Genomic DNA, 24,721 nt, shown 5'->3' on the forward strand with positions numbered 1-24,721 from the left:
CCGGACGACGGACGTGACGGGGGTATCGACGCTGCCGTCGGGCGTGGAGATGGTGATGCCGGGGGACAACGTGGGACTGGCCATTGAGCTGATCACGCCGATCGCGATGGACAAGGGGCTGCGCTTCGCGATCCGCGAGGGTGGCCGCACCGTCGGCGCCGGCACGGTCACGGAGATCGTCCAGTAGTCGGAGCGGTTAAGGGCCGGGATCACCGCGAAGGCGGCGGCCGGCCGGGTTCTTTGAGGACGAACAGGGGGCGGGACGCAGGACCATGCTGAACGAAAAGATTCGCATCAGCCTGAAGGCATATGACCATCGCGTCCTGGACCAGTCGACCACGGAGATCGTGGCGACGGCGAAGCGGACCGGCGCGCGCGTCTTGGGACCGATCCCGCTGCCGACGAAAATCAACAAGTTCACCGTCAATCGATCGCCCCACGTGGACAAGAAGTCCCGGGAGCAGTTCGAGATCCGGACGCACAAGAGGCTGCTCGACATCCTCGAGCCGACCTCGCAGACGGTGGACGCGCTGATGAAGCTCGACCTCCCCGCCGGGGTGGAGGTCGAAATCAAGGCGTTCGAGAAGGAACGGCGGTGAGGCGGGCGTGGTCGAAGGATTGATCGGGCGCAAGATCGCGATGACGCAGGTCTTCGACGTGGAAGGGGGGACGATCCCCTGCACGGTCGTCCAGGCCGGACCCTGCGTCGTGGTCGCGCGGCGCGACAAGGCGAAGGAGGGGTACGAGGCGGTGCAGCTCGGGCTCGTGGAGCCGGGCAAGGCGCGCAACGTGACCAAGGCGCTGAAGGGGCATTTCGACAAAGCGAACGTGCCGCCGACCCGCCGGCTGAAGGAGTTCCGTCTGATCCCGGGCGGCGACGACCCGGCGGTAGGGGACAAGGTTCTGGTGACCCTGTTCAAGCCGCAGGACCGCGTCGATGTCATCGGAGTCTCGAAGGGGAAGGGGTTCCAGGGCGTCATGAAGAGGCATCATTTCCGGGGCGGCGCGGCCAGCCACGGATCGATGTTTCACAGGGCCCCCGGATCGATCGGCTCCTCGGCCTATCCGTCGCGCACCTTCCGGGGCATGCGCATGGGCGGCCGGATGGGGGGAGACCAGGTCACCGTGAAGAACCTCGAGGTCCTCAGGATCGACGAGGAGAACAATCTCCTGGTGGTCAAGGGGGCCCTGCCGGGAGCCACCGGCGCCGTTCTAGTCGTGCGGCGCAGCCGGGCCCCGATCAAGATCAAGCAGGTCCAGGTCCAGGCGGCCCCCAAGGGGGGCGCCAGGACCGCCGCGAAGACCGCCGCCAAGGCGGCGGCCAAGAAGGCCTAGGGAAGACAGGACACCATGCCCAAGCTGCCGGTCGTGAATCTGGAGGGGAAGGAGGTCAGGGACCTCGTTCTTCCCGACGACGTGTTCTCCGGCCCCGTCAAGGAGCACCTCATTCAGGAGGCCGTGATCGCGTTTCGAGCCGCCGGACGGAGCGGCACGCACGCCACCAAGAACCGCTCCGATGTCTCGGGCGGCGGCAAGAAGCCGTGGCGCCAGAAGAAGACCGGCCGCTCCAGGCACGGCTCGATCCGATCCCCGATCTGGAGAGGGGGCGGAACCGTGTTCGGCCCGCAGCCGCGCGACTACGCCTTCGCGTTTCCGCGCAAGAAACGTCAAGGGGCGCTGCGTTCCGCACTGTCGGCGAAGCTCCAGGACGGGAAGATCGTGGTGGTGGAGTCGCTGCTTCTGAAAGAGCCGAAGACGAAGGAGCTCGTGCGGCTCATGGACGAGATCGGTGTCAAGGGATCGGCCCTCCTGGTGGACGAGCCGGGCAACCGGCACCTGGAGCTCTCGGCGCGCAACCTGCCGAAAGTGAAGGCCACCTTGAGCACGGCGCTGAACATCGTCGATCTGCTGCTCTACGACACGGTGGTCCTGACGGAGGCGGCCGCCGGCCGCGTCGCGGAGGTGCTCAAGCCATGAGAAGCGCGCACGAAGTGATCGTGGCTCCTCTGATCACCGAGAAGACGACCCTGATGAAGGAGAAGGGGCCGGTCCTGGCGTTCAAGGTCGACCGCCGCGCCAACAAGGTGGAGATCCGCCAGGCCGTGGAGACGCTGTTCAAGGTGAAGGTCGCGAGGGTGCGCACCCAGAACGCCTGGGGCAAGCGCAAGCGGGTCGGGCGCTACGAAGGGCGGCGTTCCGACTGGAAGAAGGCGTACGTGACCCTCAGGCCGGGCGAGAAGCCGGTCGAGTACTTCGAGGCGGTGTAGAGGATATGGGGATCAGAAACTTCAGTCCGTCGACTCCGAGCCGGCGCTTCATGTCGGTGACGACGAACGACGACATCACGTCCACGAAGCCTCACAAGCCGCTGACCGTCGGCAAGAAGCGGACGGGCGGCCGCAACAACATCGGCTGGCTCGCCATCCGGCACCGGGGGGGCGGTCATAAAAGGTCCTACCGGGACATCGACTTCCGGCGGGACAAGAAGGACGTGCCGGGCAAGGTGGCGACGATCGAGTACGACCCGAACCGATCGGCGCGCATCGCGCTCATCCATTACGCCGACGGGGAGAAGCGCTACATCATCGCCCCCAACGGCCTGGTGGTCGGACAGACGATCGTCAACAGCGCGGCGGCTGACATTCTGGTGGGGAACACCCTCCCGTTGAAGAGCATTCCTCTCGGCACCGCCATCCACAACATCGAGCTGAAGCCGGGGCGCGGCGGGCAGATGGTGCGGAGCGCCGGGAGCTCGGCGCAGCTCCTTGCCAAGGACGCCGGGTGGGTGCAGGTCAAGCTGCCCTCCGGAGAAATTCGCAGGGTGCACGAAGTCTGCCAGGCCACCATCGGCCAGGTCGGCAACCTGGACCACGAAAACATTTCCATGGGCAAGGCCGGGAGGCGTCGCTGGCTCGGGATCAGGCCGACGGTCCGGGGCGTCGCGATGAACCCGGTCGACCACCCGCTCGGCGGCGGCGAGGGGAAGACCTCCGGAGGCCGCCACCCGTGCACGCCCTGGGGCGTGCGCGAGAAGAAAACGCGCAACAACAAACGGACGGACAGGTTCATCGTCCGCCACAGGAAATAGGCCATGGCGAGAAGCATCAAGAAGGGCCCGTACGTCGAGGCGCCGCTCAGGAAGCGCATCGAAGAGATGAACCGGCGATTCGAGAAGAAGGTCCTGAAGACCTGGTCGCGGCGCTCGACGATCATCCCCGACATGGTCGGGCACACGATCGCGGTGCACAACGGGAAGAAATTCATCCCGGTGTACATCTCCGAGAACATGGTGGGCCACAAGCTTGGCGAGTTCGCCCCGACGCGCACGTTCCGCGGCCACTCGCGCGCGGACTCGGCAGCGGCGGCGGCCGGCGCGCCCGGAGCCCCCGGGTCGCCGGGAGGCCCGGCCCCCTCGGCGGGCGTCGTTCAGACTACGAAGTAGGCGGAGGAGGACGGTGCTTCCACAGGATCTGGTTGCGTCCGCGACGGTGCGCTATCTGGGGACCTCGGCCCAGAAGGCGCGCCTCGTGGTCGACCTCATCCGGGGCAAGGATGTGGGTGAGGCGGCCGCGACGCTGCGTTTCACCAAGAAGTCGGTCGCCTCGGAGATCGGGCGGCTCTTGGACTCGGCGGTGGCCAACGCGCGCCAGAAGCGGCAGGACGTGGACGTGGACCGTCTCTTCGTGCATACGGCGTTCGTCAACGGGGGGCCGATGCTGAAGCGCATCCAGCCGGCCCCCATGGGGCGGGCCTTCCGCATCCTCAAGCGGATGTGCCATATCACCATCGGCCTGGGCGAGCGACGGGTGTCCGTCGCTCCGCGCCCGGCGCGCGCGGCGTCCGCCGACGAGGCGCGGGAGACGGCGGGGACGGAAACCAAAGGGCGCCCTGCGCGGGGCCGGAGATCGGCGGGCCGATCGAAGCCCGCGGCCCCGGCGGCCAGGAGCGGGCGCAAGGGCTCCGGCAGGAAAAAGGCTTGAGGTCGGTCCTCAGAGCGAGGTGAGAGAGTGGGTCAAAAAGTCCATCCTTACGGCTTCCGGCTCGGGTTCAACCGCACCTGGCAGTCGCGCTGGTACGCCGAAAAGACCTATCCGGCGCTCCTGCACGAGGACCTGGCGCTGCGCACGGAGCTGAAGAAGCGCCTGGCGCACGCCGGCGTGGCGCGCATCGACATCGAGCGGGCCGCCAACAAGCTGAAGATCAACATCCACACCTCGCGCCCCGGAATCATCATCGGCCGCAAGGGGGCCGAGGTGGACAAGCTCCGTGACGATCTGCAGAAGAAGACCGGCCGCGAGATCTTCATCAACATCATGGAGATCCACAAGCCGGAGCTGGAGGCGCAACTGGTCTCCGAGTCGGTGGCGCTGCAGATGGAGCGGCGCGTGGCGTTCCGGCGCGCCATGAAGAAGGCGATCGAGTCGGCCATGCGGTTCGGCGCCAAGGGCGTCAAGATCCGCGTGTCGGGCCGTCTGGGCGGCGCGGAGATCGCCCGCTCCGAGTGGTACCTGGAGGGGCAGTTGCCGCTGCACACGCTGCGGGCCGACATCGACTACGGGTTCGGAGAGGCGCGCACGACGTATGGCCAGATCGGCGTGAAGGTGTGGATCTACAAGGGCGAGTTGAAGAGCGTGACGCGTCCTCAGGACAGGCTGGGTCTGGCCCAGATCTGATCCGCGGACCGGCGGGAGGCACGGGAACCCCATGTTGATGCCGAAGAAAGTCAAGTACCGGAAGCAGATGCGCGGGCGGCGCCGCGGCAAGGCGTGGCGCGGGTCGACGATCTCCTTCGGTGACTACGGGCTCAAGGTCCTCGAGCCGGGGTGGGTGACCGACAAACAGATCGAGGCGGCGCGCATCGCGATGACCCGCTTCGTCAAGCGCGGTGGAAAAATCTGGGTGCGCATCTTCCCCGACAAGCCGATCACCAAGAAGCCTGCCGAGACCCGCATGGGCAAGGGGAAGGGGGCGCCGGAGGGCTGGGTCGCGGTGGTGAGGCCGGGACGCGTGCTCTACGAGATGGAAGGGGTGACCGAGGAAATCGCGCGCCAGGCGATGCGCCTCGCGTCGCACAAGATCGGACTCAGGACGATGTTCGTGCACCGGGGGATCTGACGATGCCGCAGGTGAAGGCGAACCAGCTGCGCGAGAAAGGCGTGGACGAGCTCAGGACGCGCGAGCAGACGCTGCGCGAGCAGATCTTCAAGCTGCGGTTCCAGAAGGCCACCGGGCAGTCGGAGAGCCCGCAGAAGATCGCCCTCGTGCGCAAGGAGCTGGCGCGCGTCCTGACGGTGATCCGCGAGAAGACGGCCGGGGAGTCCGCCCCGGCGACCGGGAGAGAGTGATGGAGCTCTTGGAAGGGCAGACTGAAGCGAAGCGCCGCAGGCTCGAGAAGGACGGGATCGTGATCAGCGACAAGATGGACAAGACCGCCGTCATCGAGGTCGAGCGGCTGGTGATGGATCCGCTGTATGGCAAGTACCTGAGGCGGCGATCCCGCTTCATGGCGCACGACGAGAAGAACGAGTGCAAGATCGGCGACCGGGTGCGCATCCAGGAGTCGCGCCCGCTCTCCCGGCACAAGCGCTGGGTGGTCAAGGAGATCCTGGAGAGGGCGTCGGAGTAACGCCCGGGGACCGGCCGCCGCGGGGTGGCGGCGTCCCAGGACACGCGAGGAGATCGACATGATCCAGATGCGGACGTACCTCGAAGTCGCCGATAATTCAGGGGCGAAGAGGATCTCCTGCATCCACACACGCGGCCGTTCGATCAACTTCTACGGCCGCATCGGGGACGTGATCACGGCCAACGTCAAGGAGGCGATCCCCGAGGGAAACGTGAAGAAGGGCCAGGTGGTGAAGGCGGTGATCGTGCGGATGTGCAAGACGCAGAAGCGACGGGACGGGACGTACATCCGTTTCGATCAGAACGCCGCCGTCCTGATCAACGACGCAGGCGAGCCGATCGGCACGCGCATTTTCGGCCCGGTCGCGCGCGAGCTGCGCGACAAGAATTTCATGAAGATCGTGTCCCTGGCTCCGGAGGTGATCTGACCATGACGGCGGTGGCGCCGCGGGCGCGGAGCATCCGGAGGAACGACAACGTGGTGGTCCTGGCGGGAAAGAGCAAGGGGCGCACCGGGCGCGTCCTGCGCGTGTTCCCCGCGGAGGGACGGGCGATCGTCGAGGGCGTGAACTTCGTCCGCAAGCACACCAAGGCGAACCCCCAGAAGAACATCAAGGGCGGGATCCTGGAGCGCGAGGCGCCCGTGGACCTCAGCAATCTCATGCCGGTGTGCGGCGAGTGCGGCAAGCCGACGCGCGTCGGACACAAGATCCTGGAAGACGGGAAGAAGGTCCGGGCCTGCCGGCGCTGCGGCGGGGTCCTGGACAAGTAGGGGCGGAGCGATGGCGCAACAGACGGCGGCGGCGGCGAAACCCGAGGGACGCTATGTGTCCCGCGTCCGGCAGGCGTACCAGAAGGAGGTCGTCCGCCAGATGATGGAACGCTACGGGTACAAGAACCCGATGGCGGTGCCGCGCCTGCACAAGATCGTGATCAACATGGGAGTGGGCGAGGCGAATCAGAACATCAAGATCCTCGACGCCGCCGTGGAGCAGCTCGGGGCGATCTCAGGCCAGAGACCGGTGATGCGCCGCGCCCGCAAGTCGATCGCGAACTTCAAGATCCGTGAGGGCATGCCGATCGGCTGCACCGTGACGCTGCGCGGCGACCGGATGTACGACTTCTTCGACCGGATGGTCACCATCGCCCTGCCGCGCGTGCGGGACTTCCGCGGTCTGCCCACGCGCTCCTTCGACGGGCGCGGCAATTACACGATGGGGCTGAAGGATCAGCTGGTGTTCCTGGAAGTGAACTACACCAAGGTGGACAAGGTCCACGGGATGAACGTGACGATCGTGACGACGGCCGAGACCGACGAGGAGGCGAAGAATCTGCTGAGCCTCCTCGGCCTGCCGTTCCGGCGCGATTAGGGAGGCTTGAGAGCGATGGCGACCACAGCCTGGATCGCGGCGATGCGCAAGAAACCGAAGTACGCGATCCGGATCCGCAACCGCTGCAAGCGCTGCGGCCGCGCCCGGGGCTTCATGCGCAAGTTCCAGATGTGCCGGATCTGTTTCCGGAACCTGACGTTGCAGGGGCTGATCCCGGGCGTCACGAAGTCCAGCTGGTAGGCGAAAGGGGCCGAGGACACGATGACCGATCCGATTTCCGACATGCTGACGCGCATCCGCAACGCCGTGCGGGCCCGGCACCCCCGCGTCGAGATCCCGCACTCGAACATGAAGCTGGCGATCGCCTCGATCCTGAAGGCCGAGGGGTACGTCGCGGGGGTCGCCTCGGTCGAAAAGGGGAAGTTCAAGTCCATCCGGGTCACGCTGCGCTACGACGAGGAGGGGACGCCGATACTCTCGGGCATTCAGATGGTGAGCCGGCCCGGTCGTCGCGTCTACGCGGGTTCCGGCGAGATCCCGCCGGTGATGGGCGGGCTGGGTGTGAGCATCGTGTCGACGCCCAAGGGTGTGTTGAGCGGCCACGATGCCCGCAAGGCGGGCGTGGGCGGCGAGATCGTCTGCAACGTCTGGTGAAGAGGACATGTCGCGAATCGGAAGAATGCCGATCGCTCTCCCCGCGGGGGTGAGCGTCAAGGTGCAGGGGAACGAGATCCTCGTGGAGAAGGGGAAGGTGTCCCTGCTGAACCCCCTGCCGGCGGGGATCACGTGCGCGGTCGACAAGGGAACTGTCGTGTTCAAGCGCGCCGACGACACGCGGCAGCAGCGTGCGCTCCACGGTCTGACCCGGGCGCTCGTGGCCAACGCCGTGAAGGGCGTCCAGGACGGCTTCAGCAAGGAGCTCGAAATCGTCGGCATCGGCTACAAGGCCCAGATCCAGGGTCGGGTCCTGTCGATCGCATTGGGATACTCCCACCCGATCGAGTTCCCGATCCCGGACGGCATCGAGATCAAGGTGGACAAGCAGACCCGTCTCACCGTCGCCGGCGCCGATCGGCAGAAGGTCGGACAGGTCTCCGCCGATATCCGCAAGCTGAGGGCTCCCGAGCCGTACAAGGGGAAGGGAATCAGGTACGCGAACGAGGTCATCAAGAAGAAGGCCGGCAAGGCCGGGAAGACCGGAGCCGCCGCGGGAGCCTGAGATGGTGCATGAGCACGACAAGGACCGGGCCAGGGAAAAGAGACACGCGCGCGTGCGGGCGCGGGTGGAGGGCGGGGCCGAGCGGCCGCGCCTGTGCGTGTACCGCAGCCTGGACCACCTCTACGTGCAGGCGATCGATGACCTGCGCGGTGTGACGCTCGCCACGGCCTCGACACTCGAGCTGCGCGGCGAGAAGGCGAAGACCGGGAACGTCCAGGCGGCGAAGAAGGTCGGGGAATTGATCGCCGCGCGTCTCCTGGAAAAGGGCCTCGACAAGGTCGTGTTCGATCGCGGCGGGTACCTGTACCACGGCCGCGTCAAGGCGGTCGCGGACGCGGCGCGGACCGCCGGATTGAAATTCTAAGCGGGTCGGCGACGACCCGGGGGTAAACGAGTGCCAAGGATCAAGCCGGACTCTCTCGAATTGAAGGACAGGGTGGTCCACATCAACCGCGTGACGAAGGTCGTCAAGGGGGGCAAGAATTTCCGTTTCTCCGCGCTGGTGGTCGTCGGCGACGCCCGCGGCCACGTCGGATACGGGGCGGGCAAGGCGAAGGAAGTCCCCCAGGCGATCGCCAAAGGGATCGAGCGTGCCAAGAGGAACCTCATCCACATCCCCATGAGGGGGACGACGATCCCGCACCCCGTGTTGGGGATCTTCGGCGCCGGGCAGGTCCTCCTCAAGCCCGCCTCTCCGGGAACCGGCGTCATCGCGGGTGGGGCCGTCCGGGCCGTGGTGGAATCGGCCGGCGTGCAGGACGTCCTGACGAAATCGCTCGGCTCGGCGAACCCGCACAACGTCGTGAAGGCGACGTTCGACGGGCTCATGAAGCTCCGGGATCCGCAGACGACCCGCAACCGGCGACGCGTCGTGGACGACGCTCCGGCGGCGCCTCCGGTCCTGACCGAGGGCGTCGATGCCTAGCGCGAAGAAACCGTCCGCGGGCGCCAAGCGGGTCAAGAAGACGACGGCGCGCCCTGCGGCCGCGAACAAACCGGCGAAGCGCGCCGCGGCGACGCCGAAAGCGGCCGGTGCTTCCGGGCACTCCGAGGCCGGGCCGGGCAACATCCCGGAGTCGCCGCAGCCGCGGGCCCGGGAGCCGCGCGTCCGGAAGCCTTCGGGCGCGACGATCACCATCGTGCAGTACGTGAGCGGCATCGCCTGCCCGGTGCGACAGAAGCGGGTGCTGCGCGCGCTCGGCCTGCGCCACCCGCACCATCGCGTGGTGCGGCCGGACAACCCCGCGGTGCGCGGCATGGTGAAGGCGATTCCGCACTTGGTCAGGATCGAGGAGGGGGAGCGTGGCGCGTAAGCTGAATCTTTCGACGCTCAGGGCTGTCAAGGGGGCGCGCAAGAAGCCGAAGCGGATCGGGCGCGGTCCGGGATCGGGTCACGGCAAGACCGCCACTGCCGGCAACAAGGGGCAGCTGTCGCGGTCCGGCCGGAAGCAGTACTTCGGCTTCGAGGGCGGCCAGAACCCCCTTCACCGGCGCGTGCCGAAGCGCGGCTTCACCAACCTGTTCCGGACCGAATACGCGGTCGTCAACGTCGGGGCGCTGAACACCCTGGACGGCGAGATCACGCCCGAGCGGCTCGTGAAGGAAGGTCTGGTCAAGGCGATGCTGTCGGGGATCAAGGTCCTCGGGGACGGCGAGCTGACGAAGGCGATCGTGGTGAAGGCGCACCGGTTCAGCAAGTCGGCGGCGGAGAAGATCGCCCGCGCCGGCGGCCGCGCCGAGGTGATCACCCGCCCCGCGGCGGCCCGCTAGGAAAGAGAGCGAGATGATCGACTCGATCAAGAACATCTTCAGCATCCCGGACCTGAGGAAGCGTGTGATCTTCACCTTCCTGATGCTCGCGGTCTACCGCGTCGGCGGGCACATCCCGGTCCCGGGGATCAATTTCCAGGCGCTGGAGTCGTTCTTCCGCCAGCAGGGGGGCGGCATTCTCGGGTTCCTCGATCTGTTCTCCGGCGGCAACCTGAGGCGCCTGACCATCTTCGCGCTCGGCATCATGCCGTACATCTCGGCGTCGATCATCCTGCAGCTCCTGACCGTCATCTGGCCGTATCTCGAGAAGCTGTCCAAGGAGGGGGAGGTCGGGCGCAAGAAGATCACGCAGTACACGCGCTACGGGACGGTGATGCTCTCGTTCGTCCAGGCGCTCGGCATCGCCTTCTGGCTCGAGAGTCTGTCGCGCGCCGGCGGGGGGGGCGGCGTGGTGCCGCATCCCGGCTGGAGCTTCCGGATGATGACGGTCCTGACGCTGACGACCGGCACCGCCTTCATCATGTGGGTCGGCGAGCAGGTGTCCGAGCGCGGGATCGGCAACGGCATCTCGCTCATCATCTACGCCGGCATCGTGTCCGGCCTGCCCACCGCCGTCGCGACGCTCTATCAGGACGTGACGACCGGGAACCTGGGGGTCATTTCCATTCTGATCCTCCTGGCGGTGATGACCGCCGTGATCGCCGCCATCATCTGGGTCGAGAGGGCGCAGCGCAAGATCCCCGTGCAGTACGCGCGCCGCGTCGTCGGCCGGCGGATGTACGGCGGCATGCAGACGCACATGCCGCTCCGGCTCAACACGGGCGGAGTCATCCCCGTGATCTTCGCCTCCTCGGTCCTGGCGTTCCCCCTGACCTTCATGCAGTGGCTGGGAGTGCAGGACAAGCCGTGGCTGGCCAGCCTGTACCACCAGCTCGACTACACCATGCCCCTCCACAACCTCCTCTACTTCGTGGCCATCATCTTCTTCTGCTATTTCTACATCTCGATCATCTTCAACCCGATGGACGTGGCCGACAACATGAAGAAATACGGCGGCTTCGTCCCGGGAATCCGCCCCGGGCGGAGGACGGCGGAATACCTGGACGAGATCCTGACGCGTCTGACGTTCGTGGGAGCCATCTATCTGGCCATGATCGCGCTGCTCCCCCAGATCCTGATCAGCGGGCTCAACATCCAGGCGCTCCCGCTCATCGGTCCGACGCTGGACGCGTGGCTGCCGGCGTTCCTGACGCAGGGGCTCGGCCTGAAGTTCTATTTCGGCGGGACGTCGCTCCTGATCGTCGTCGGCGTCGCCATGGACACGGTGCAGCAGATCGAATCGCAGCTCATCATGAGGCACTACGACGGCTTCTTGAAGGGGGCGAGGATGCGCGGCCGCCGCGGGTGAAGGGATGAGTGCTGTGGGCGGCTCCGGGGCGAGGCTGGTGCTCCTGGGCGCCCCGGGGGTCGGCAAGGGGACGCAGGCTGCGGAGATCTCGCGGCGGACCGGCCTGCCGCACATCTCGACGGGCGACCTGTTGCGCGCGGCGATCCGGGACGGATCGCCCCTGGGTCGCAGGGTGGCGGCGATCGTCGAGCGCGGGGAGCTGGTGCCGGACGGGCTCGTGGCCGAGGTGATGGAGGAGAGGCTGGCCAGGCCGGACGCGGCGGACGGCTTTCTCCTGGACGGGTTCCCGCGGACGGTCGCCCAGGCGGACCTCTTGGACAGCATCCTGGCGAAACGCGGCCAGGCGCTGGATCGGGTGATCGGCATCGAGGTCCCCGAGGCGGAGATCGTCGACCGCCTCGCGGGTCGTCGGTCGTGCGGGAACTGCGGCGCGACGTACCACGTCCGGTACAACCGGCCGAAGGTCGACGGGGTCTGCGACCGTTGCGGTTCGGAGCTGAGGCAGCGCCCGGACGACGTGGAGGCGGCCATCGCGCAACGGCTCAAGGCCTACCGCGAGCAGACGGCACCGCTGGTGGCGCGCTACCGGAAAACCGGCAGACTCGTCGAGATCGACGGGCGGGGAACGCCGGACGAGGTGTTCGGGCGGATTGCGGCGGTGGTCACGGGACTGACGGCATGATCATCTACAAGTCCCGGGAAGAGATTGAGACGATGGACCGTTGCAACCGCGTGGTGGCTCAGATCCTGGCCGCGCTGGCCAAGGCGGTGGCGCCGGGAGTGACCACCGCCGATCTCGATCGCCTGGCGGAGAAGATGTGCCGGGATGCGGCCGTCCGGCCGGCGTTCAAGGGGTACCGGGGGTATCCGTGCGTTCTGTGCGCCTCGGTGAACGAGGAGGTGGTGCACGGCATCCCCTCGGCGAAGAAGATGTTGAAGGAGGGGGATATCGTCGGGCTCGATTTCGGAGTGGTACTTGAGGGATACTACGGGGACGCGGCCGTGACCGTCCCCGTAGGCCGCATCTCCCGTGAGGCCGATGATCTGCTGCGGGTGACGCGCGAGTCGCTGCGCAAGGGCATCCAGGCGGCGCGCGCGGGGGCGAGGCTTTCGGACATCTCCGCGGCGGTGCAGGGGCACGTGGAAGCACAGGGATACTCGGTGGTACGCGAGTTCGTCGGCCACGGCATCGGGACCTCGCTCCACGAGGATCCGCAGGTCCCGAATTACGGGACGCCCGGATCGGGCCCGGTCCTCAAGGAGGGGCTGGCCCTGGCGATCGAGCCGATGGTGAACGTGGGGGGGCCGGCCGTGCGGATTCACACGGACGGCTGGACCGCTTCGACGCTGGACGGTTCTCTGTCGGCGCATTTCGAGCGCTCGATCGCCATCACCGAGGACGGGCCCCTGCTCCTCGGCGGCGAAGTGGAGGGACTGTAGTTGCCCAAGGATGAGGCGATCCAGGTGGAGGCGGTGGTCGTCGAGCCGCTGCCGAACGCCATGTTCCGGGTGCAGCTCGACAACAAGCACCAGGTGCTCGCCCACATCTCGGGGAAGATGCGCAAGAATTTCATCCGCATCCTGACGGGAGACAGGGTGCTCGTCGAGCTGTCCCCCTACGACCTGTCGCGGGGACGGATCGTCTACCGGTTCAAGTGAGGCGGGGGAGACGCCGGACATGAAGGTCAGGGCATCGGTCAAGAGAATCTGCGACAAGTGCAAGGTGATCAAGAGGCGCGGCGTGGTCCGGGTGATCTGCGAGAACCCGAAGCACAAGCAGCGCCAGGGATAGAAGGAGAGGCTCCGTGGCACGCATCGCCGGTGTGGATCTGCCGCAGAACAAGCGGATCGAGATCGCGCTGACCTACATCTTCGGGATCGGCCGGTCGCGCAGCAATCGCATCCTCGGCAAGGCGGGGGTGGGGAAGAGCATCAAGGTCAAGGATCTCGCGGAGGACGAAGTCCGCAAGATCCGCGATGTGATCCAGGAAGAGGGGCAGGTCGAGGGAGACCTGCGCAAGAACGTCCAGATGGACATCAAGCGGCTGATCGACATCGGCTGCTACCGGGGAATGCGGCACCGCCGCAACCTCCCGGTGCGGGGCCAGAGAACGCACACCAACGCCCGCACGCGCAAGGGGCCGCGCAAGACGGTCGCCGGCAAGAAGAAGGCCCCGGCCGGCAAGAAGGGATGAAGAGGGTGTCAAGACCCGAGGAGATCCATGGCTGACGCAAAAGACACGAAGGACGCGGGCCCGAAGGAAGGCGGCCCGAAGCCCGAGAAGGCCCCGAGGGCCAAGAAGGCCGAGGCGAAGGAGACGGCCGCACCGGGCCCCGGGAAGGACGCGGCGCCGGTGGAGGCTGCCGGCGGTGAGGGGGCGGCGGCGGTCCACAAGGCGCCGGGCCGCAAGAAGGATCGGAAGAACGTCCCGTTCGCCATCTGCAACGTGCACGCGTCGTTCAACAACACGGTGATCAGCATCTCCGACCAGGCCGGGAACGTCCTGTCCTGGTCGTCGGCGGGGTGCATCGGCTTCAAGGGCTCGCGCAAGGGCACGCCGTTCGCGGCGCAGCTGGCGGCCCAGGCCGCGGGCAACACCGCCAAGGAGCACGGCGTCAGGCAGATCGAGGTCCGGGTCACCGGGCCCGGCGCCGGACGCGAATCATCCATCCGGGCCCTGCAGGCGATCGGGCTCGAAGTCAAGGCGATCAAGGACGTCACGCCGATCCCGCACAACGGCTGCCGCCCGCCGAAACGCCGGCGCGTCTGAGAGGAGGAGAGAAGGAGTGGCGAGGACACGTGGTTCGGTCTGCCGGCTCTGCCGTCGCGAGGGGCTGAAGCTGTTTCTGAAGGGGACGCGCTGCTACACGGAGAAGTGCGCCATCGAGCGGCGCAACTTCGCCCCGGGGCAGCACGGCAAGCGGCGGGTCAAGCTGCAGGGCTACGGCGTGCAGCTGCGCGAGAAGCAGAAGGTGAAGAGACTGTACGGGCTCCTGGAGAATCAGTTCCGGCTCGGATTCCAGGCGGCCAGCCGCAAGAAGGGGATCACAGGGGAGCTGCTGCTCATCAACCTGGAGCGCCGGCTCGACAACGTCGTCTACCGTCTCGGATTCGCCTCGTCGCGCGCCCAGGCCCGCCAGATCGTGGCCCACGGCCACGTGCGGGTGGACGGCCGCAAGGTGGACATCCCGGCGTTCCTGGTGAAGCCCGGGCAGGTCGTGTCGCTCCGGCCGAAGATGGAGAAGAACGAGGCCTTCCTCGCCTCGTTCGAGCAGGCGCGCGCGCGCGGGTTCCCGCAGTGGCTCCTGGTGGACACGGGCGGCTTCAAGGGGACTGTGTCGACGCTGCCGCGCCGCGAGGACATCACCATGCCCATCCAGGAACAGCTGATCGTCGAGCTTTACAGCAAGTAATCGGATCGGGCCGCCCCAACGCGCGGCCCCCAGGAGGATCGACCCGATGCTGTGGAAAGGTTTTCAGAGACCGAAGCGACTCGAGTGCGATCTGGAGTCGCTGACGCCGACCTACGGAAAGTTCCATGCCCAGCCGTTCGAGCGTGGATTCGGCACGACGATCGGCAATGCGATGCGGCGCGTCCTGCTGTCCTCGATCGAGGGGGCGGCGATCACCGCGGTCAAGATCGAGGGGGTGCTGCACGAGTTCACCTCGATCCCCGGCGTGGTGGAGGACACCATCGACCTGATCCTCAACCTCAAGCAGATCCCGCTCAAGCTCAACGTCGGCCATCCGGAGACGATCTATCTGCGGACCGAGGGGGCGATGGAGGTCAAGGCCGGCCAGATCGAGAGCAACCCCAACGTCGAGATCCTCGATCCCGAGGTCCACATCGCCACCCTCAGCGAGGAGGGCCGGCTCAACATCGAGATGCGCGTCAAGCCGGGCCGCGGCTACGTCCCGGCCGATCGGAATTTCGACACCGACCTTTCGATCGGCTTCATCCCGATCGACTCGGTCCACTCTCCCGTGAAGAAGGTCAACTATACGGTGGAGGACGCGCGGCTGGGTCAGACGACCGACTATGACAAGCTCACCATCGAGGTCTGGACCAACGGCGCGGTGCAGCCGCAGAGCGCCGTGGCCCTCGCGAGCAAGCTCCTGAAGGACCACCTGTCCATCTTCATCAATTTCGAAGAGACCCCCGAGATGGACGAGGAGGAGGTGGATCGCGAGAAGGAGCGCATGAGAGAGAACCTCATGCGTTCGATCGAGGAGCTGGAGCTGTCGGTCCGCTCGTACAACTGCCTGAAGAACGCCGACATCAAGACGATCGCGGACCTGGTCCAGAAGACCGAGGCCGAGATGCTCAAGACCAAGAACTTCGGCCGCAAGTCCCTGAACGAGATCAAGGAGCTCCTGGCCGAGATGGGTCTGTCGCTCGGGATGAAGGTCGACCACATCCTGAAGCCGAAGGAGGAGTAGGAGCGGCATGCGCCACAACGTCGGGTACCGGAAGCTCGGCCGGACCTCCAGTCACAGGCGGGCGCTGCTGCGCAACCTGGCGACCGATCTGTTCCGCCACGAGCGGCTGAAGACCACTCTGCCGAAGGCCCGCGAGCTGCGGCCGTTCGCCGAGAAGCTGATCACCCTGGCGCGGCGGGACGACCTGCACGCCCGGCGTCAGGTCCTGCGGCAGATCAGCGACAAGACGGTCGTCAAGAAGCTGTTCGACACTCTCGGACCGCGCTTCGCGGCGCGTCCGGGCGGCTACACCCGCGCCCTGAAGCTCGGGCCGCGACCGGGTGACGGCGCCGACATGGCGATCGTCGAGCTGGTGGGCTCGGAGCCGACCTTCAAGAAGCAGAAGGACGACAAGAAGGCGCGCCGCGGCCGCAAGGCCAAGGCCGAGGAGAAGGCGCAGGTCGAGGCCGCGGCGGCCGAGGAGCCGGCTGCGGACGAGGGCGGCGAGAAGGACGAGAAATAGCCGACGTTCAGCGGCCCGCCAGTCGGCGGATCCTGGCGATCAGGTCGGTGGTGGCATGCCTCTTCGGGTCGCCCACGATGGCGACCCGCCCTCCGTATGAACGCACGACCCCCCGCTCGGGCACGCTCGCGCGCGTGTAATCCGTCCCCTTGCACTGCACGTCCGGCCTGAGGCGCCGGAGCAACGGCGCCACGGTCGGTCCGCCGAACAGGACGACGAAGTCCACCCCGTCCACGGCGGCCACCATGCGGGCCCGGTCGGCCGACCCGAGGATCGGCCTCCCCGGGCCGCGGAGCAGACGCGCGGAGCGATCATCGTTCACCGCGACCACCAGGACGTCTCCCAGCCGGCGGGCCGCCTGGAGGTACCGGACGTGACCCACGTGCAGGAGATCGAAGAGTCCGTTCGCCAGGACGACGCGGATCTCCGGGCGGAGACGCCGCAGCCGCGCGATCTCCCGGAGGACGCGCCGAAGGGGAAGGACGCGTCCGGCGGCCGGCGCGGCGCTGCGGGTCACGCGCGGCGGGCGGGCGAATCGAGCGCGGGGTCGGTGCGCACGGCGCGGCGCAGCTCCTCGCGGCTTACAGTTGCCGTGCCCCGCTTCATGACCACGATGCCGCCGGCGTAGTTGGCGAGCCTGGCCGCCTCCACCGCTCCCGCTCCCGCCAGCATCGCCAGGGTCAATACACCGATCACGGTGTCCCCCGCGCCGGTCACGTCGGCCACCTCGTCGGTCCCGTACACGCCCAGGTGCACCGGGTCGGAGTCGCGCGGAAACACGCTCATACCCTGACTGCCGCGCGTGACCACGATGGTCGAGGCGTCGAGGCTCGCGCACAGCGCCGTCCCGGCGCGCCCCAGTTTCTCGAGATCGTCCTCGACCCGCTCGCCCAGCGCCGCCTCCGCCTCCTGCAGGTTCGGCGTGGCGGCGGTCATGCCCCGGAACCGGCGGATCTGCGAGCGCGAGTCGACGAACCAGGGTTTCCGGGCGGCCCGCACCGCCTCCGTCACCGCACCGATCGTGTCCCCGTTCAGAAGCCCCAGGGAATAGTCGGACAGCAGCGTTCCCTGCGCCGTCGCGACCGCTTCGCGCACCGCCGGCAGGAGCGGCGAGCCCTGGGCCTTTACGGCCGGGCCGCCTCCCCGATCGATACGGACGATCTGCTGGCGGACCGAATGGGCGCTGCCGGCCAGGACACGGCGCTTCACCGGCGTCGCGTACCCGGGGTCGCGCCAGACGCGCGTCGTGTCGGCGCCGCGCTCGTTCAGGAGCGACAGCAGCCGATCCCCCGCCTCGTCCCCGCCGACCCGCCCGACGACGAGCGGCTTGCCGTCGAGCGCCGCCAGGTTGTGCACGGCGTTCGCCCCGCCGCCGGGCAGACGGACCGTGCCGCGATGCGCCAGGATGAGGACCGGAGCCTCGCGGGAGACGCGGTCGATCTCCCCGTACTCGAATTCGTCGAGGACGAGGTCGGCGACCACCATGACGCGCGAGCCGCCCATCCGGTCGATCGCCGCGAGCAGCGAGTCGCGCGCCGTCCCCTGAGCCTTCATGTCCGCCTCCGCGACAGGATGAAGCGCACGGCCCCGAGGAGATCTTCGGCTGCGTGCGCGGGCTCGGTCTTGAACCGGTGCTTCTGGTGCTCGAGCAGACCGCGCCCGTAGCCGGTGAGGACCAGGACCCCGGGCAGGCCGGCGGCCGCTCCCGCCTCGATATCGACGACACTGTCGCCGACGACGTACGAGCCGGCGATGTCGATGCCGTGCTCGCGCGCCGCCCGCAGGATCATTCCGGGTTTCGGCTTGCGGCAGTCGCAGGCGGTGCGCCAGGGGGGCGACCCCTCGCTCGGGTGGTGCGGGCAATAGTAGATCGCGTCCAGACGCGCGCCTCCCGAGGACACGGCGGAGAGCAGCTGCGCGTGCACCGCCTCCACCAGATCCTCGCTGAAGTAGCCGCGCGCCACGCCCGACTGGTTCGTCGTGACCACCGCCAGAAGACCCGCCTGGTTGATCAGACGGATCGCCTCCAGGCTCCCCGGCAGCAGCCGGCTGCGCGACAGGTGGTTGACGTACCCCACCTCCTCGCAGATCGTGCCGTCGCGGTCGAGGAAGATCGCGGCGCGGCTCATCGCAGGGACCCCGCCAGCACGTCACGGGGCTGCCCGTCCCGCCCCGGCGCGCCGCCGGGGACGGCGGGCGGGCGCGTGCGCCAGCGATTGTGCATCCACAGCCAGTACTCCGGGTGACGGCGGATCTCTTCTTCGAGAACGGCGGTGCACCGGCGCGTCGTCGCCAGGATGTCGTCGGCGATGGCACCCCGCCGCTCCGCCTGCAGCGGCGGCCCGTAGCGGATCAGCAGCCGCCCGTCGTGTCTCGGATAGGAGAACACCGGCACCATCGGCGCTCCGCACTTCAGGGCGAAGATCGCGAGCGCGGGTGTGGTGGAGGCCGGCAGGCCGAAGAAGTCGACGAACAGCCCGCCCTCGCCGCGCACGTTCTGGTCGATGAGGAGCGCCACCGCGCGCCCGCCGCGCAGCGCCCGCAGGACGCCGCGCGCTGCGTCGTACTTCGCGATCACCTCGTTCCCCGTGATGCCGCGCAGCCGGGTGAGGAATTCGTTCAGACGCGCGTTCTCGAGGGGGCGCACGACCATGGTGAACGGCACGCCGAGACGGGCCTGCAGCAGGGCCACCAGCTCCCAGTGTCCGAAATGCGCGGAGAAGACCAGGACACCGCGCCCCGCGGACGCGGCCTGCATCAAGTGTTCCTGGCCCTCGTATACGGCGACGCTCTCCAGCGGCCGCCGGGCGGTGCGCCGGAAGTAGGCGGCGTCCGCCATGATCATCCCCGCGTGGGCGAACGACGAGCGCGCCAGGCGCGCGCGGCGCCGGGGAGGCATCGAGTCGCCGAAGGCCCGCTTCAGGTTGGAGAGGGCGATGCGGCGGTGCCGCGGTGACACCAGGTAGAACAGCAGGCCGCAGCCGCGGCCGATGGCCTGGCCGAGACTCCGCGGCAGGAGCGCGAGACAGAACATCAGGCTGCGACAGAACAGGTAAGCGACGAAGTGCCGCGCCGCACGCGTCTGCTCCATGTGGCGGAGGCGGCGGATCGGCGAGAAACGCCGGCCGGTCGCGACACGCCGCGCGGAGCCGCCGCCGCTCACGTCATCCTCCGATCCGGGCGGACCTGCCGCAGCCGATCGAGGAGCCACCCCTGGGGCCCCGGTCCGAACGGGAAGGACGCCTGGATCGCCAGGGCGTACAGGGGCGGCGATCCCTCGGGGGCATCCATGAGGCGAACCAGGTCCTTCTCGGTGGTCACCAGGACATCCGCGCGGAGCCGCCGGGCCTCGAGCACGATCTCCTCCAGGTCGCGCCGGCGGAAGCGGTGATGGTCGGCGAATCGCCGGGCGCCGGCGATCCCGACACCGAGATCGCGCAGGTCCTCCTCGAACCGCTCGGGCCGCGCGATCCCGGAGAAAACGAACGCCGAGAAGCCCTTCAGCGATGCCAGGCCGACCGCTTCGCCCTCCGCCGTCACGAACCCGCGCGGCTGCAGGCGGCAGTGGAACACGGACGCGCCCGGCTTGAATCGCTCGAGCGCGGACGCCAGGTCGGCCGGGACCTGTCCCGACGACCGGGTCAGGACGAAGGCATCGGCGCGAGCCAGGGACGCGATCGGCTCGCGCAGCGGTCCGCGGGGCAGCATTCTACCATTGCCCCAGGGGTCGCGGCCGTCGAGCAGCAGGAGGTCGAGGTCGCGCGCCAGCCTGCGATGCTGGAACGCGTCGTCGAGCACGAGGACTTCAGGAGAGCAGGAGCGCACCAGGAAACGCGCCGCGGCGACGCGATCCGCGCCGATCGCCACCGGCACCGCCGGATTGTCGCGTGCGATGAGGTAGGGCTCGTCCCCCGCGCTCTGCGCGTCGGCCAGGACGGTCCGGCCGTTCGAGACCAGGAGTGGGGCGTTCCCGCCGCGCCGGCCGTAGCCGCGGCTCACGACCCCGACCCTGTAGCCCGATTCGCGCAGCAGGGCGGCCACGTGGGACGTCAGCGGCGTCTTCCCCGTTCCGCCCATGGTCAGATTGCCGATGCTGACCACGGCGCAGGGGAGGCGGTGGGACGGGAGACGCCCCGCGTCGTACAGGGAGTTGCGCAGCGTGACGGCCGCCCGGTAGGCCAGCCCGGGCACCGCCAGGAACGGCCGGGCCAGCGGCGCGTCGAGAATCTCGAGGCCCCTCACGTCCGGGCGGCGCGCAGAGTCATCGAGCCGCCCGGAGAGAGCGCCTCCTCGATCAGGGTCATCGTCTTGAGGAGGGCCCCGCGGTTCGTCTCGACCACGCGTCTGGCCATGGTCGACGCCACCCTGTAGCCGGCGCGGTCGTCGAGGAGACGAACGAGAAGGCGGCCCAGCTCCTCGCCGTCGCGCGCCACGAAGCCGGCCCCCGCCGACACGAGCGCCTCGGAGGCGGCCCGGAAGTTGTCGGTCAGAGGGCCGAACAGGACAGGTTTGCCGAGGGCGGCCGGCTCCAGAACGTTCTGGCCGCCGCGCGGCACCAGGCTTCCTCCGACGAACACCAGATCGGCGGCGGCGTAGACCTCCGGAAGGACGCCGAGACGATCGAGGACCAGGACCTCCCAGGCGCCCGAGGAGGGGGAGTCCGCCGTCCTTTCCGCAAGACGGCTCCACGCGAGAACGGCGTGCCCGGCATCGCGGGCCGTCCGCTCGGCCGCCCCGAAGTTCTCCGGGTGTCTCGGGGCCAGGACGAGACGGGCGCGCGGGTGCGCGGCGCGCAGCGCGCGGAAAGCCTGAAGGACCGGGGCCTCCTCGCCCGCCGCCGTGCTTCCCGCGACGAACAGGGGCGCCGTCTCCTCGACGCCGAGGCGTCTGCGCAGCGCGACCGGATCGACGCGCGGCGGCTCGAGATCGAACTTGAGGTTGCCGGTGACGACCACGCGATCCGCGGGCGCGCCCAGGGAGATGACCCGGTCCGCGTCGTCGCGCGACTGCATGCCGAGGGTCCGGAAACCGGGAAGAGCGCGGCCCACGAACCCCCGCAGGGCCCGGTAACGCGGGAAGGATCGGGAGGAGATCCGGCCGTTCACCAGGAGGACCGGAACGCCGCGCTTGGCGCAGAGCCTGAGAAGATTCGGCCAGATCTCGGTCTCGACGATCAGCACGGCGCGCGGGCGCAGCCGGTCCAGGAGGCGACCCATGGCGAAGGGGAGGTCGAAGGGAAGGGCGCCGATCGATTCGGGCGGCGGTCCGCCGGCCCCGGCCGTCGCCAGCGCGCGCCCGGTCGGCGTCCCCGTGCTGACGTGGACCGGGGCGCCCGGGAAGCGCCTCCGCAATTCCGGCAGGATCCGAAGCGCCAGACGCATCTCGCCCACGGAGACGGCATGCATCCAGAAGCCGCCGGTCAAGACGTCGTCCGGGAGGAACCCCAGCCTCTCGCGAAGGGGAAGGGGCCGCGCTCGTTGCAAAAATGACATCAGCATCTGGCAGGGAACAACGGCGGCCCAGGCGAGCGCTAGGAGAGCCCCGTAAACTCGGTACATGCGGGCGGAGTATAGTCCAGCGTTTCACGGAGCGTCAACGCGACGTCGTCCTGTGAAAGACGCCGGGCGCGCTCCGCCCGCGCCCTTCCCCGCGGGCGGGGCGGCCTGGAGCCGGAGCACGATTTCGCAAGTCACCCTTGCGGTTGTCCGCACCCTCGGGCGGGCCCTATATTCAACGCGAATGTTGCACAGAGGAGTTCTGTCCGGCGCCGCCCACCGCGCGGCCTCGGGCGCGGCGCGCGCCCCCCGGGGGACCTCATGACCCGTCCGGCGATGCTGATCGTCGATCACGACGAGATGTCCCGCTCCCAGCTCAAGGAGAGGATCGCGGCGGTCAGTCCGCCCGGGATGGAAGTCCTGGCCGCGGCCTCGGCGGAGGAAGGGCTCGGCGTCCTGTACGCGCTGCGGGAGCAGAACCGGCCGATCGAGCTGGTGATCGCCGCTCAGAGAATGCCGGGAATCCCGGGCGGGCGGTTCCTGGAGATCGTCAACGCCCAGTTCTCGACCGTCGGGAAGATCCTCCTGTCGGACAAGCCCAGCCTGGACGAGGCGATCTACGCCCTGAACAACGCCGGCCTCGACAAGTACATCCCGACTCCGTGGGACCTCGAGGACATCAAGTTCACCATCACCGCCCTCCTGCGGCAGCGGGAGATGAAGCGTCTGAACGAGAGGCTCCTGTCGGACCTGCAGGTGCGGAACCAGCAGCTCACGGCCGCCCTCGGCAACCTGGAGCAGGCCCGAAACGACCTGGAGCACTCCTACATCCAGACCGTCGAGTCGCTGGCCATCGCGCTCGAGGCGAAGGACCGCTACACCTCCGGCCACTCGCAGCGCGTGGCCAAGTTCGCCCGCCTGATCGCGCGGTCCATGGGATTGCCGAAGGAGGAGGTCGACATCGTCGCGCAGGTGGCGCTCCTGCACGACATCGGCAAGATCGGCATGCTGGACAAGATCCTGAACAAGCCGGCCAATCTCACGCCGGAGGAGCGCGAGTCGATCAAGTCGCACCCCGTGGTCGGCGCCCAGATCCTGGCCCCCGTGGCCACGTTCACCAAGCACGTGGCGGGGATCAAGCACCACCACGAGATGTACGACGGCACCGGCTACCCCGACAGACTGAAGGGAACGGACATCCCGCTGGCGGCGCGCATCGTCTGCCTGGCCGACGCCTTCGACGCCATGACTTCGACGCGCCCGTACCGCGTGGGGCTGCCGCTCGAGTTCGCGATGCAGGAAATGAAGAAGATGGCCGGGCGCCAGTTCTGTCCCGAGTGCGTCGAGGCCTTCATCCGCGTCCTGAAGTCGAAGGGGGTCGTCGACGGGGAGATCGCGCAGCCTCCCGCGGCGGAGCCCGGACCGGCACCGGCGGTCCACGCCGGGCCCGCCGCCGAAGAGGCTCCCGGGGACAAGGCGGGTCCCTTCCCCGCCGCGGAAGCCCGCACCGGCACCTGACCCCTCTCCCCGACCTTCGGGGCCGAGTCCGACCCCATCCCCCTCTTGACAGTCGCCCCGGAGTCGTGTAGGATATTATAGTTGTACTATATAAAGTTTATATAACATCAGCCGTACCCGAGGAGCCCCGAGCCACCATGCCGGTTCACAAGAAGATACGCACCTACACGGCCACCGAACTCGACCTGACGATGCTCGAGACCATCGCCCGGTACCACGGCTTCTCGAAGAGCGCCACGATCACGAGCCTCATCAAGAGGGAGTTCTGGAGAGTGTTTCCAGCCGGGACCCGCGACATCCGTCCGGAGCGGGGCGCGCGGGTGGTCGAGCACGGAGCGAAGGGGGAGAAGCATGCGGGCCGTTGAGGAGGCCGTTGCGATTGCCGAGGAGTCGACCCCCGCGCCCTGGCGCGTCGGGGACGCGCGCGCGACCGTCCGCAGGATCGAGTCGATCCGGGCCCTGGCGCGGGCCAGGAACGCGGTCCTCCTGGCCCACAACTATCAGCTCCCCGAAGTGCAGGAGGCGGCCGACTTCGTCGGGGATTCGCTCGGGTTGTCGCTCGAGGCGCAGAAGACCGGGGCGCGCACCATCGTGTTCTGCGGCGTCCACTTCATGGCGGAGTCCGCGAAGATCCTGAACCCGGACAAGACCGTCCTGCTTCCCAGCCTCTCGGCGGGGTGCGCCCTGGCCGACTCGATCACGCCCGAGTCGCTCCTGAAATGGAAGGAGCGCTATCCCGACCACACCGTCGTGACCTACATCAACAGCAGCGCCGAGGTGAAGGCGATGTCCGACATCTGTTGCACGTCGGCGAACGCGGTGACCGTCGTCCGCAGCCTGCCGGGCCGGAAGGTGCTGTTCACTCCGGACCGGAACCTCGGACGCTGGGTGGCCCGGCAGGTCCCGGAGAAGGAGATCGTCGTGTACGACGGAGCGTGTCCGACGCACGACGTGCTGCGGGACGCCAGTGTCGACCGGGCGCGTCTGGGGCATCCGGACGCCGTCGTGATCGCGCACCCCGAGTGCCGCGAGGACGTGCTGGCGATGGCCGACGAGGTGTGCTCGACCTCGGGCATGCTCCAGGCGGTGCAGCGCCACCCCGAGGCCCGCACCTTCATCATCGCCACGGAGTGGGCCCTCATCCATCAGCTCAAGAAGCGCTTCCCCGACCGCCAGTTCATCCCGGCCGACGGCTGCATCGGCTGCCGCCTGCACTGCCCCTACATGAAGATGATCGGCCTCGACACGGTCGAGCGCTCCCTCCGCGAAAACGTTTTCGAAATCACGGTCGATGCCGAGGACGCGGTCCTGGCGCGCCGGGCCCTCGAGCGCATGATGGCCGTGCCTCGGGACCGCTGACGGCGCCCGTCGGTTGACACTGCGCTCGACGCGTCCCTATAATCACCTGCGTT

At 68.2% G+C, this 24,721-nt stretch carries 41 protein-coding genes; 35 read left to right on the plus strand and 6 right to left on the minus strand.

Features of this window, described 5'->3' with window-relative positions; genetic code table 11:
* From tuf to rplQ, 32 genes are all read left to right on the plus strand, one after another.
* A partial coding sequence (tuf, locus tag VEW47_06025) for an elongation factor Tu (GenBank protein HYS04733.1) occupies positions 1-187 on the plus strand: 187 nt, incomplete at its 5' end.
* A gap of 85 nt (positions 188-272) precedes the next feature.
* Entirely contained in the window at positions 273-599 is a 327-nt protein-coding gene (gene rpsJ / locus VEW47_06030) for a 30S ribosomal protein S10 (GenBank protein ID HYS04734.1), read from the plus strand.
* Between the two features lie 7 nt (positions 600-606).
* Positions 607-1,335: a 50S ribosomal protein L3 gene (gene rplC / locus VEW47_06035; GenBank protein ID HYS04735.1), complete on the plus strand. Its 729-nt coding sequence runs from the start codon at positions 607-609 to the stop codon at positions 1,333-1,335.
* 15 nt (positions 1,336-1,350) lie between these two features.
* Positions 1,351-1,977, plus strand: a complete 627-nt coding sequence (gene rplD, locus VEW47_06040) for a 50S ribosomal protein L4 (protein ID HYS04736.1) — start codon at positions 1,351-1,353, stop codon at positions 1,975-1,977.
* Positions 1,974-2,267, plus strand: coding sequence for a 50S ribosomal protein L23 (locus tag VEW47_06045; protein ID HYS04737.1), 294 nt, complete (start codon positions 1,974-1,976; stop codon positions 2,265-2,267). Before rplD ends, VEW47_06045 begins: the two co-directional genes overlap by 4 nt.
* 5 nt (positions 2,268-2,272) lie before the next feature.
* Positions 2,273-3,088, plus strand: coding sequence for a 50S ribosomal protein L2 (gene rplB / locus VEW47_06050; GenBank protein HYS04738.1), 816 nt, complete (start codon positions 2,273-2,275; stop codon positions 3,086-3,088).
* Positions 3,089-3,091: 3 nt separating this feature from the next.
* Complete coding sequence (rpsS, locus tag VEW47_06055) at positions 3,092-3,442, plus strand: 30S ribosomal protein S19 (GenBank protein HYS04739.1); 351 nt, start codon at positions 3,092-3,094, stop codon at positions 3,440-3,442.
* Between the two features lie 13 nt (positions 3,443-3,455).
* Positions 3,456-3,980, plus strand: coding sequence for a 50S ribosomal protein L22 (rplV, locus tag VEW47_06060; GenBank protein HYS04740.1), 525 nt, complete (start codon positions 3,456-3,458; stop codon positions 3,978-3,980).
* Positions 3,981-4,007: 27 nt separating this feature from the next.
* Positions 4,008-4,673, plus strand: coding sequence for a 30S ribosomal protein S3 (rpsC, locus tag VEW47_06065; GenBank protein HYS04741.1), 666 nt, complete (start codon positions 4,008-4,010; stop codon positions 4,671-4,673).
* Between the two features lie 31 nt (positions 4,674-4,704).
* A complete protein-coding gene (rplP, locus tag VEW47_06070) occupies positions 4,705-5,115 on the plus strand; it encodes a 50S ribosomal protein L16 (GenBank protein ID HYS04742.1) in 411 nt (136 codons plus the stop codon).
* A gap of 11 nt (positions 5,116-5,126) precedes the next feature.
* Entirely contained in the window at positions 5,127-5,345 is a 219-nt protein-coding gene (gene rpmC, locus VEW47_06075; protein HYS04743.1) for a 50S ribosomal protein L29, read from the plus strand.
* The gene (rpsQ, locus tag VEW47_06080) at positions 5,345-5,626 is read left to right on the plus strand and encodes a 30S ribosomal protein S17 (protein ID HYS04744.1); all 282 of its coding nucleotides are present in this window, start codon (positions 5,345-5,347) and stop codon (positions 5,624-5,626) included. Before rpmC ends, rpsQ begins: the two co-directional genes overlap by 1 nt.
* Positions 5,627-5,684: 58 nt before the next feature.
* Positions 5,685-6,053 carry a 50S ribosomal protein L14 gene (rplN, locus tag VEW47_06085; GenBank protein HYS04745.1) on the plus strand — a complete coding sequence of 123 codons (369 nt, stop codon included), beginning with the start codon at positions 5,685-5,687 and terminating at the stop codon, positions 6,051-6,053.
* 2 nt (positions 6,054-6,055) lie between these two features.
* On the plus strand, positions 6,056-6,397 hold the full coding sequence (gene rplX / locus VEW47_06090; protein HYS04746.1) for a 50S ribosomal protein L24: 342 nt from the start codon (positions 6,056-6,058) through the stop codon (positions 6,395-6,397).
* A gap of 55 nt (positions 6,398-6,452) precedes the next feature.
* Positions 6,453-6,995 carry a 50S ribosomal protein L5 gene (gene rplE / locus VEW47_06095; GenBank protein ID HYS04747.1) on the plus strand — a complete coding sequence of 181 codons (543 nt, stop codon included), beginning with the start codon at positions 6,453-6,455 and terminating at the stop codon, positions 6,993-6,995.
* Positions 6,996-7,010: 15 nt separating this feature from the next.
* Positions 7,011-7,196, plus strand: a complete 186-nt coding sequence (locus VEW47_06100) for a type Z 30S ribosomal protein S14 (protein ID HYS04748.1) — start codon at positions 7,011-7,013, stop codon at positions 7,194-7,196.
* 21 nt (positions 7,197-7,217) lie between these two features.
* Entirely contained in the window at positions 7,218-7,610 is a 393-nt protein-coding gene (gene rpsH / locus VEW47_06105) for a 30S ribosomal protein S8 (protein HYS04749.1), read from the plus strand.
* Between the two features lie 7 nt (positions 7,611-7,617).
* Positions 7,618-8,175, plus strand: coding sequence for a 50S ribosomal protein L6 (gene rplF, locus VEW47_06110; GenBank protein ID HYS04750.1), 558 nt, complete (start codon positions 7,618-7,620; stop codon positions 8,173-8,175).
* Position 8,176: 1 nt separating this feature from the next.
* Positions 8,177-8,539: a 50S ribosomal protein L18 gene (gene rplR, locus VEW47_06115; protein ID HYS04751.1), complete on the plus strand. Its 363-nt coding sequence runs from the start codon at positions 8,177-8,179 to the stop codon at positions 8,537-8,539.
* A 30-nt stretch (positions 8,540-8,569) separates the two neighbouring features.
* A complete protein-coding gene (gene rpsE, locus VEW47_06120; GenBank protein HYS04752.1) occupies positions 8,570-9,100 on the plus strand; it encodes a 30S ribosomal protein S5 in 531 nt (176 codons plus the stop codon).
* On the plus strand, positions 9,093-9,488 hold the full coding sequence (rpmD, locus tag VEW47_06125; GenBank protein ID HYS04753.1) for a 50S ribosomal protein L30: 396 nt from the start codon (positions 9,093-9,095) through the stop codon (positions 9,486-9,488). The genes rpsE and rpmD overlap by 8 nt, the downstream gene beginning before the upstream one ends.
* Position 9,489: 1 nt before the next feature.
* Positions 9,490-9,945 carry a 50S ribosomal protein L15 gene (rplO, locus tag VEW47_06130; GenBank protein HYS04754.1) on the plus strand — a complete coding sequence of 152 codons (456 nt, stop codon included), beginning with the start codon at positions 9,490-9,492 and terminating at the stop codon, positions 9,943-9,945.
* Between the two features lie 13 nt (positions 9,946-9,958).
* Entirely contained in the window at positions 9,959-11,353 is a 1,395-nt protein-coding gene (gene secY, locus VEW47_06135) for a preprotein translocase subunit SecY (protein ID HYS04755.1), read from the plus strand.
* Positions 11,354-11,366: 13 nt separating this feature from the next.
* On the plus strand, positions 11,367-12,035 hold the full coding sequence (locus VEW47_06140; protein HYS04756.1) for an adenylate kinase: 669 nt from the start codon (positions 11,367-11,369) through the stop codon (positions 12,033-12,035).
* Positions 12,032-12,793, plus strand: coding sequence for a type I methionyl aminopeptidase (gene map, locus VEW47_06145; GenBank protein ID HYS04757.1), 762 nt, complete (start codon positions 12,032-12,034; stop codon positions 12,791-12,793). Before VEW47_06140 ends, map begins: the two co-directional genes overlap by 4 nt.
* Positions 12,794-13,012 carry a translation initiation factor IF-1 gene (gene infA, locus VEW47_06150; GenBank protein HYS04758.1) on the plus strand — a complete coding sequence of 73 codons (219 nt, stop codon included), beginning with the start codon at positions 12,794-12,796 and terminating at the stop codon, positions 13,010-13,012.
* 19 nt (positions 13,013-13,031) lie between these two features.
* Positions 13,032-13,145: a 50S ribosomal protein L36 gene (gene rpmJ / locus VEW47_06155; protein HYS04759.1), complete on the plus strand. Its 114-nt coding sequence runs from the start codon at positions 13,032-13,034 to the stop codon at positions 13,143-13,145.
* Between the two features lie 13 nt (positions 13,146-13,158).
* Positions 13,159-13,548 carry a 30S ribosomal protein S13 gene (rpsM, locus tag VEW47_06160; GenBank protein ID HYS04760.1) on the plus strand — a complete coding sequence of 130 codons (390 nt, stop codon included), beginning with the start codon at positions 13,159-13,161 and terminating at the stop codon, positions 13,546-13,548.
* A gap of 159 nt (positions 13,549-13,707) precedes the next feature.
* Positions 13,708-14,124: a 30S ribosomal protein S11 gene (rpsK, locus tag VEW47_06165; protein ID HYS04761.1), complete on the plus strand. Its 417-nt coding sequence runs from the start codon at positions 13,708-13,710 to the stop codon at positions 14,122-14,124.
* A 16-nt stretch (positions 14,125-14,140) separates the two neighbouring features.
* Positions 14,141-14,767, plus strand: a complete 627-nt coding sequence (gene rpsD / locus VEW47_06170) for a 30S ribosomal protein S4 (GenBank protein ID HYS04762.1) — start codon at positions 14,141-14,143, stop codon at positions 14,765-14,767.
* Positions 14,768-14,813: 46 nt separating this feature from the next.
* The gene (locus VEW47_06175) at positions 14,814-15,794 is read left to right on the plus strand and encodes a DNA-directed RNA polymerase subunit alpha (GenBank protein ID HYS04763.1); all 981 of its coding nucleotides are present in this window, start codon (positions 14,814-14,816) and stop codon (positions 15,792-15,794) included.
* Positions 15,795-15,801: 7 nt separating this feature from the next.
* Entirely contained in the window at positions 15,802-16,296 is a 495-nt protein-coding gene (rplQ, locus tag VEW47_06180; protein HYS04764.1) for a 50S ribosomal protein L17, read from the plus strand.
* 7 nt (positions 16,297-16,303) lie between these two features.
* On the opposite strand, the gene VEW47_06185 is transcribed toward rplQ, so the two are convergent.
* From VEW47_06185 to VEW47_06210, 6 genes are read right to left on the minus strand one after another with little or no spacing between them, the layout of a single operon-like run.
* On the minus strand, positions 16,304-16,750 hold the full coding sequence (locus VEW47_06185) for an adenylyltransferase/cytidyltransferase family protein (GenBank protein HYS04765.1): 447 nt from the start codon (positions 16,748-16,750) through the stop codon (positions 16,304-16,306).
* A gap of 59 nt (positions 16,751-16,809) precedes the next feature.
* Complete coding sequence (locus VEW47_06190; GenBank protein ID HYS04766.1) at positions 16,810-17,850, minus strand: PfkB family carbohydrate kinase; 1,041 nt, start codon at positions 17,848-17,850, stop codon at positions 16,810-16,812.
* Positions 17,847-18,425: an HAD family hydrolase gene (locus tag VEW47_06195; protein HYS04767.1), complete on the minus strand. Its 579-nt coding sequence runs from the start codon at positions 18,423-18,425 to the stop codon at positions 17,847-17,849. The genes VEW47_06190 and VEW47_06195 overlap by 4 nt, the downstream gene beginning before the upstream one ends.
* Positions 18,422-19,459 (minus strand): lysophospholipid acyltransferase family protein, encoded by a 1,038-nt coding sequence (locus VEW47_06200; GenBank protein ID HYS04768.1) that lies wholly within the window; start codon positions 19,457-19,459, stop codon positions 18,422-18,424. The genes VEW47_06195 and VEW47_06200 overlap by 4 nt, the downstream gene beginning before the upstream one ends.
* Positions 19,456-20,538, minus strand: a complete 1,083-nt coding sequence (gene lpxK, locus VEW47_06205) for a tetraacyldisaccharide 4'-kinase (GenBank protein HYS04769.1) — start codon at positions 20,536-20,538, stop codon at positions 19,456-19,458. Before lpxK ends, VEW47_06200 begins: the two co-directional genes overlap by 4 nt.
* Complete coding sequence (locus VEW47_06210) at positions 20,535-21,854, minus strand: 3-deoxy-D-manno-octulosonic acid transferase (protein HYS04770.1); 1,320 nt, start codon at positions 21,852-21,854, stop codon at positions 20,535-20,537. The genes lpxK and VEW47_06210 overlap by 4 nt, the downstream gene beginning before the upstream one ends.
* A gap of 258 nt (positions 21,855-22,112) precedes the next feature.
* On the opposite strand from VEW47_06210, the gene VEW47_06215 reads away from it, so the two are divergent.
* The 3 genes from VEW47_06215 (at position 22,113) to nadA (ending at position 24,668) form a co-directional block, all read left to right on the plus strand.
* Complete coding sequence (locus VEW47_06215; protein ID HYS04771.1) at positions 22,113-23,309, plus strand: HD domain-containing phosphohydrolase; 1,197 nt, start codon at positions 22,113-22,115, stop codon at positions 23,307-23,309.
* 137 nt (positions 23,310-23,446) lie between these two features.
* Positions 23,447-23,674 (plus strand): hypothetical protein, encoded by a 228-nt coding sequence (locus tag VEW47_06220; GenBank protein ID HYS04772.1) that lies wholly within the window; start codon positions 23,447-23,449, stop codon positions 23,672-23,674.
* On the plus strand, positions 23,661-24,668 hold the full coding sequence (nadA, locus tag VEW47_06225; protein ID HYS04773.1) for a quinolinate synthase NadA: 1,008 nt from the start codon (positions 23,661-23,663) through the stop codon (positions 24,666-24,668). Before VEW47_06220 ends, nadA begins: the two co-directional genes overlap by 14 nt.
* The last annotated feature ends 53 nt before the right edge of the window (positions 24,669-24,721 follow it).

The sequence above is a fragment of the Candidatus Dormiibacterota bacterium genome (assembly GCA_035635555.1).
Taxonomy (GTDB): domain Bacteria; phylum Acidobacteriota; class Polarisedimenticolia; order Gp22-AA2; family Gp22-AA2; genus Gp22-AA3.

What these genes read in the sequence shown, in the direction of transcription:
- rplN (HYS04745.1), top strand. Translation starts at nt 5,685, where the DNA reads ATGATCCAGATGCGGACGTACCTCGAAGTCGCCGATAATTCAGGGGCG.
- VEW47_06215 (HYS04771.1), top strand. Translation starts at nt 22,113, where the DNA reads ATGACCCGTCCGGCGATGCTGATCGTCGATCACGACGAGATGTCCCGC.
- VEW47_06195 (HYS04767.1), bottom strand. Translation starts at nt 18,425, where the DNA reads ATGAGCCGCGCCGCGATCTTCCTCGACCGCGACGGCACGATCTGCGAG.
- rplP (HYS04742.1), top strand. Translation starts at nt 4,705, where the DNA reads ATGTTGATGCCGAAGAAAGTCAAGTACCGGAAGCAGATGCGCGGGCGG.
- VEW47_06175 (HYS04763.1), top strand. Translation starts at nt 14,814, where the DNA reads ATGCTGTGGAAAGGTTTTCAGAGACCGAAGCGACTCGAGTGCGATCTG.
- secY (HYS04755.1), top strand. Translation starts at nt 9,959, where the DNA reads ATGATCGACTCGATCAAGAACATCTTCAGCATCCCGGACCTGAGGAAG.
- rpmD (HYS04753.1), top strand. Translation starts at nt 9,093, where the DNA reads ATGCCTAGCGCGAAGAAACCGTCCGCGGGCGCCAAGCGGGTCAAGAAG.
- rplB (HYS04738.1), top strand. Translation starts at nt 2,273, where the DNA reads ATGGGGATCAGAAACTTCAGTCCGTCGACTCCGAGCCGGCGCTTCATG.
- map (HYS04757.1), top strand. Translation starts at nt 12,032, where the DNA reads ATGATCATCTACAAGTCCCGGGAAGAGATTGAGACGATGGACCGTTGC.
- VEW47_06220 (HYS04772.1), top strand. Translation starts at nt 23,447, where the DNA reads ATGCCGGTTCACAAGAAGATACGCACCTACACGGCCACCGAACTCGAC.
- rplD (HYS04736.1), top strand. Translation starts at nt 1,351, where the DNA reads ATGCCCAAGCTGCCGGTCGTGAATCTGGAGGGGAAGGAGGTCAGGGAC.
- rplF (HYS04750.1), top strand. Translation starts at nt 7,618, where the DNA reads ATGTCGCGAATCGGAAGAATGCCGATCGCTCTCCCCGCGGGGGTGAGC.
- rpsH (HYS04749.1), top strand. Translation starts at nt 7,218, where the DNA reads ATGACCGATCCGATTTCCGACATGCTGACGCGCATCCGCAACGCCGTG.
- rpsQ (HYS04744.1), top strand. Translation starts at nt 5,345, where the DNA reads ATGGAGCTCTTGGAAGGGCAGACTGAAGCGAAGCGCCGCAGGCTCGAG.
- rplX (HYS04746.1), top strand. Translation starts at nt 6,056, where the DNA reads ATGACGGCGGTGGCGCCGCGGGCGCGGAGCATCCGGAGGAACGACAAC.
- VEW47_06100 (HYS04748.1), top strand. Translation starts at nt 7,011, where the DNA reads ATGGCGACCACAGCCTGGATCGCGGCGATGCGCAAGAAACCGAAGTAC.
- rplR (HYS04751.1), top strand. Translation starts at nt 8,177, where the DNA reads ATGGTGCATGAGCACGACAAGGACCGGGCCAGGGAAAAGAGACACGCG.
- VEW47_06045 (HYS04737.1), top strand. Translation starts at nt 1,974, where the DNA reads ATGAGAAGCGCGCACGAAGTGATCGTGGCTCCTCTGATCACCGAGAAG.
- VEW47_06190 (HYS04766.1), bottom strand. Translation starts at nt 17,850, where the DNA reads ATGAAGGCTCAGGGGACGGCGCGCGACTCGCTGCTCGCGGCGATCGAC.
- rpsS (HYS04739.1), top strand. Translation starts at nt 3,092, where the DNA reads ATGGCGAGAAGCATCAAGAAGGGCCCGTACGTCGAGGCGCCGCTCAGG.
- VEW47_06210 (HYS04770.1), bottom strand. Translation starts at nt 21,854, where the DNA reads ATGTACCGAGTTTACGGGGCTCTCCTAGCGCTCGCCTGGGCCGCCGTT.
- nadA (HYS04773.1), top strand. Translation starts at nt 23,661, where the DNA reads ATGCGGGCCGTTGAGGAGGCCGTTGCGATTGCCGAGGAGTCGACCCCC.
- rplQ (HYS04764.1), top strand. Translation starts at nt 15,802, where the DNA reads ATGCGCCACAACGTCGGGTACCGGAAGCTCGGCCGGACCTCCAGTCAC.
- rpmJ (HYS04759.1), top strand. Translation starts at nt 13,032, where the DNA reads ATGAAGGTCAGGGCATCGGTCAAGAGAATCTGCGACAAGTGCAAGGTG.
- rpsJ (HYS04734.1), top strand. Translation starts at nt 273, where the DNA reads ATGCTGAACGAAAAGATTCGCATCAGCCTGAAGGCATATGACCATCGC.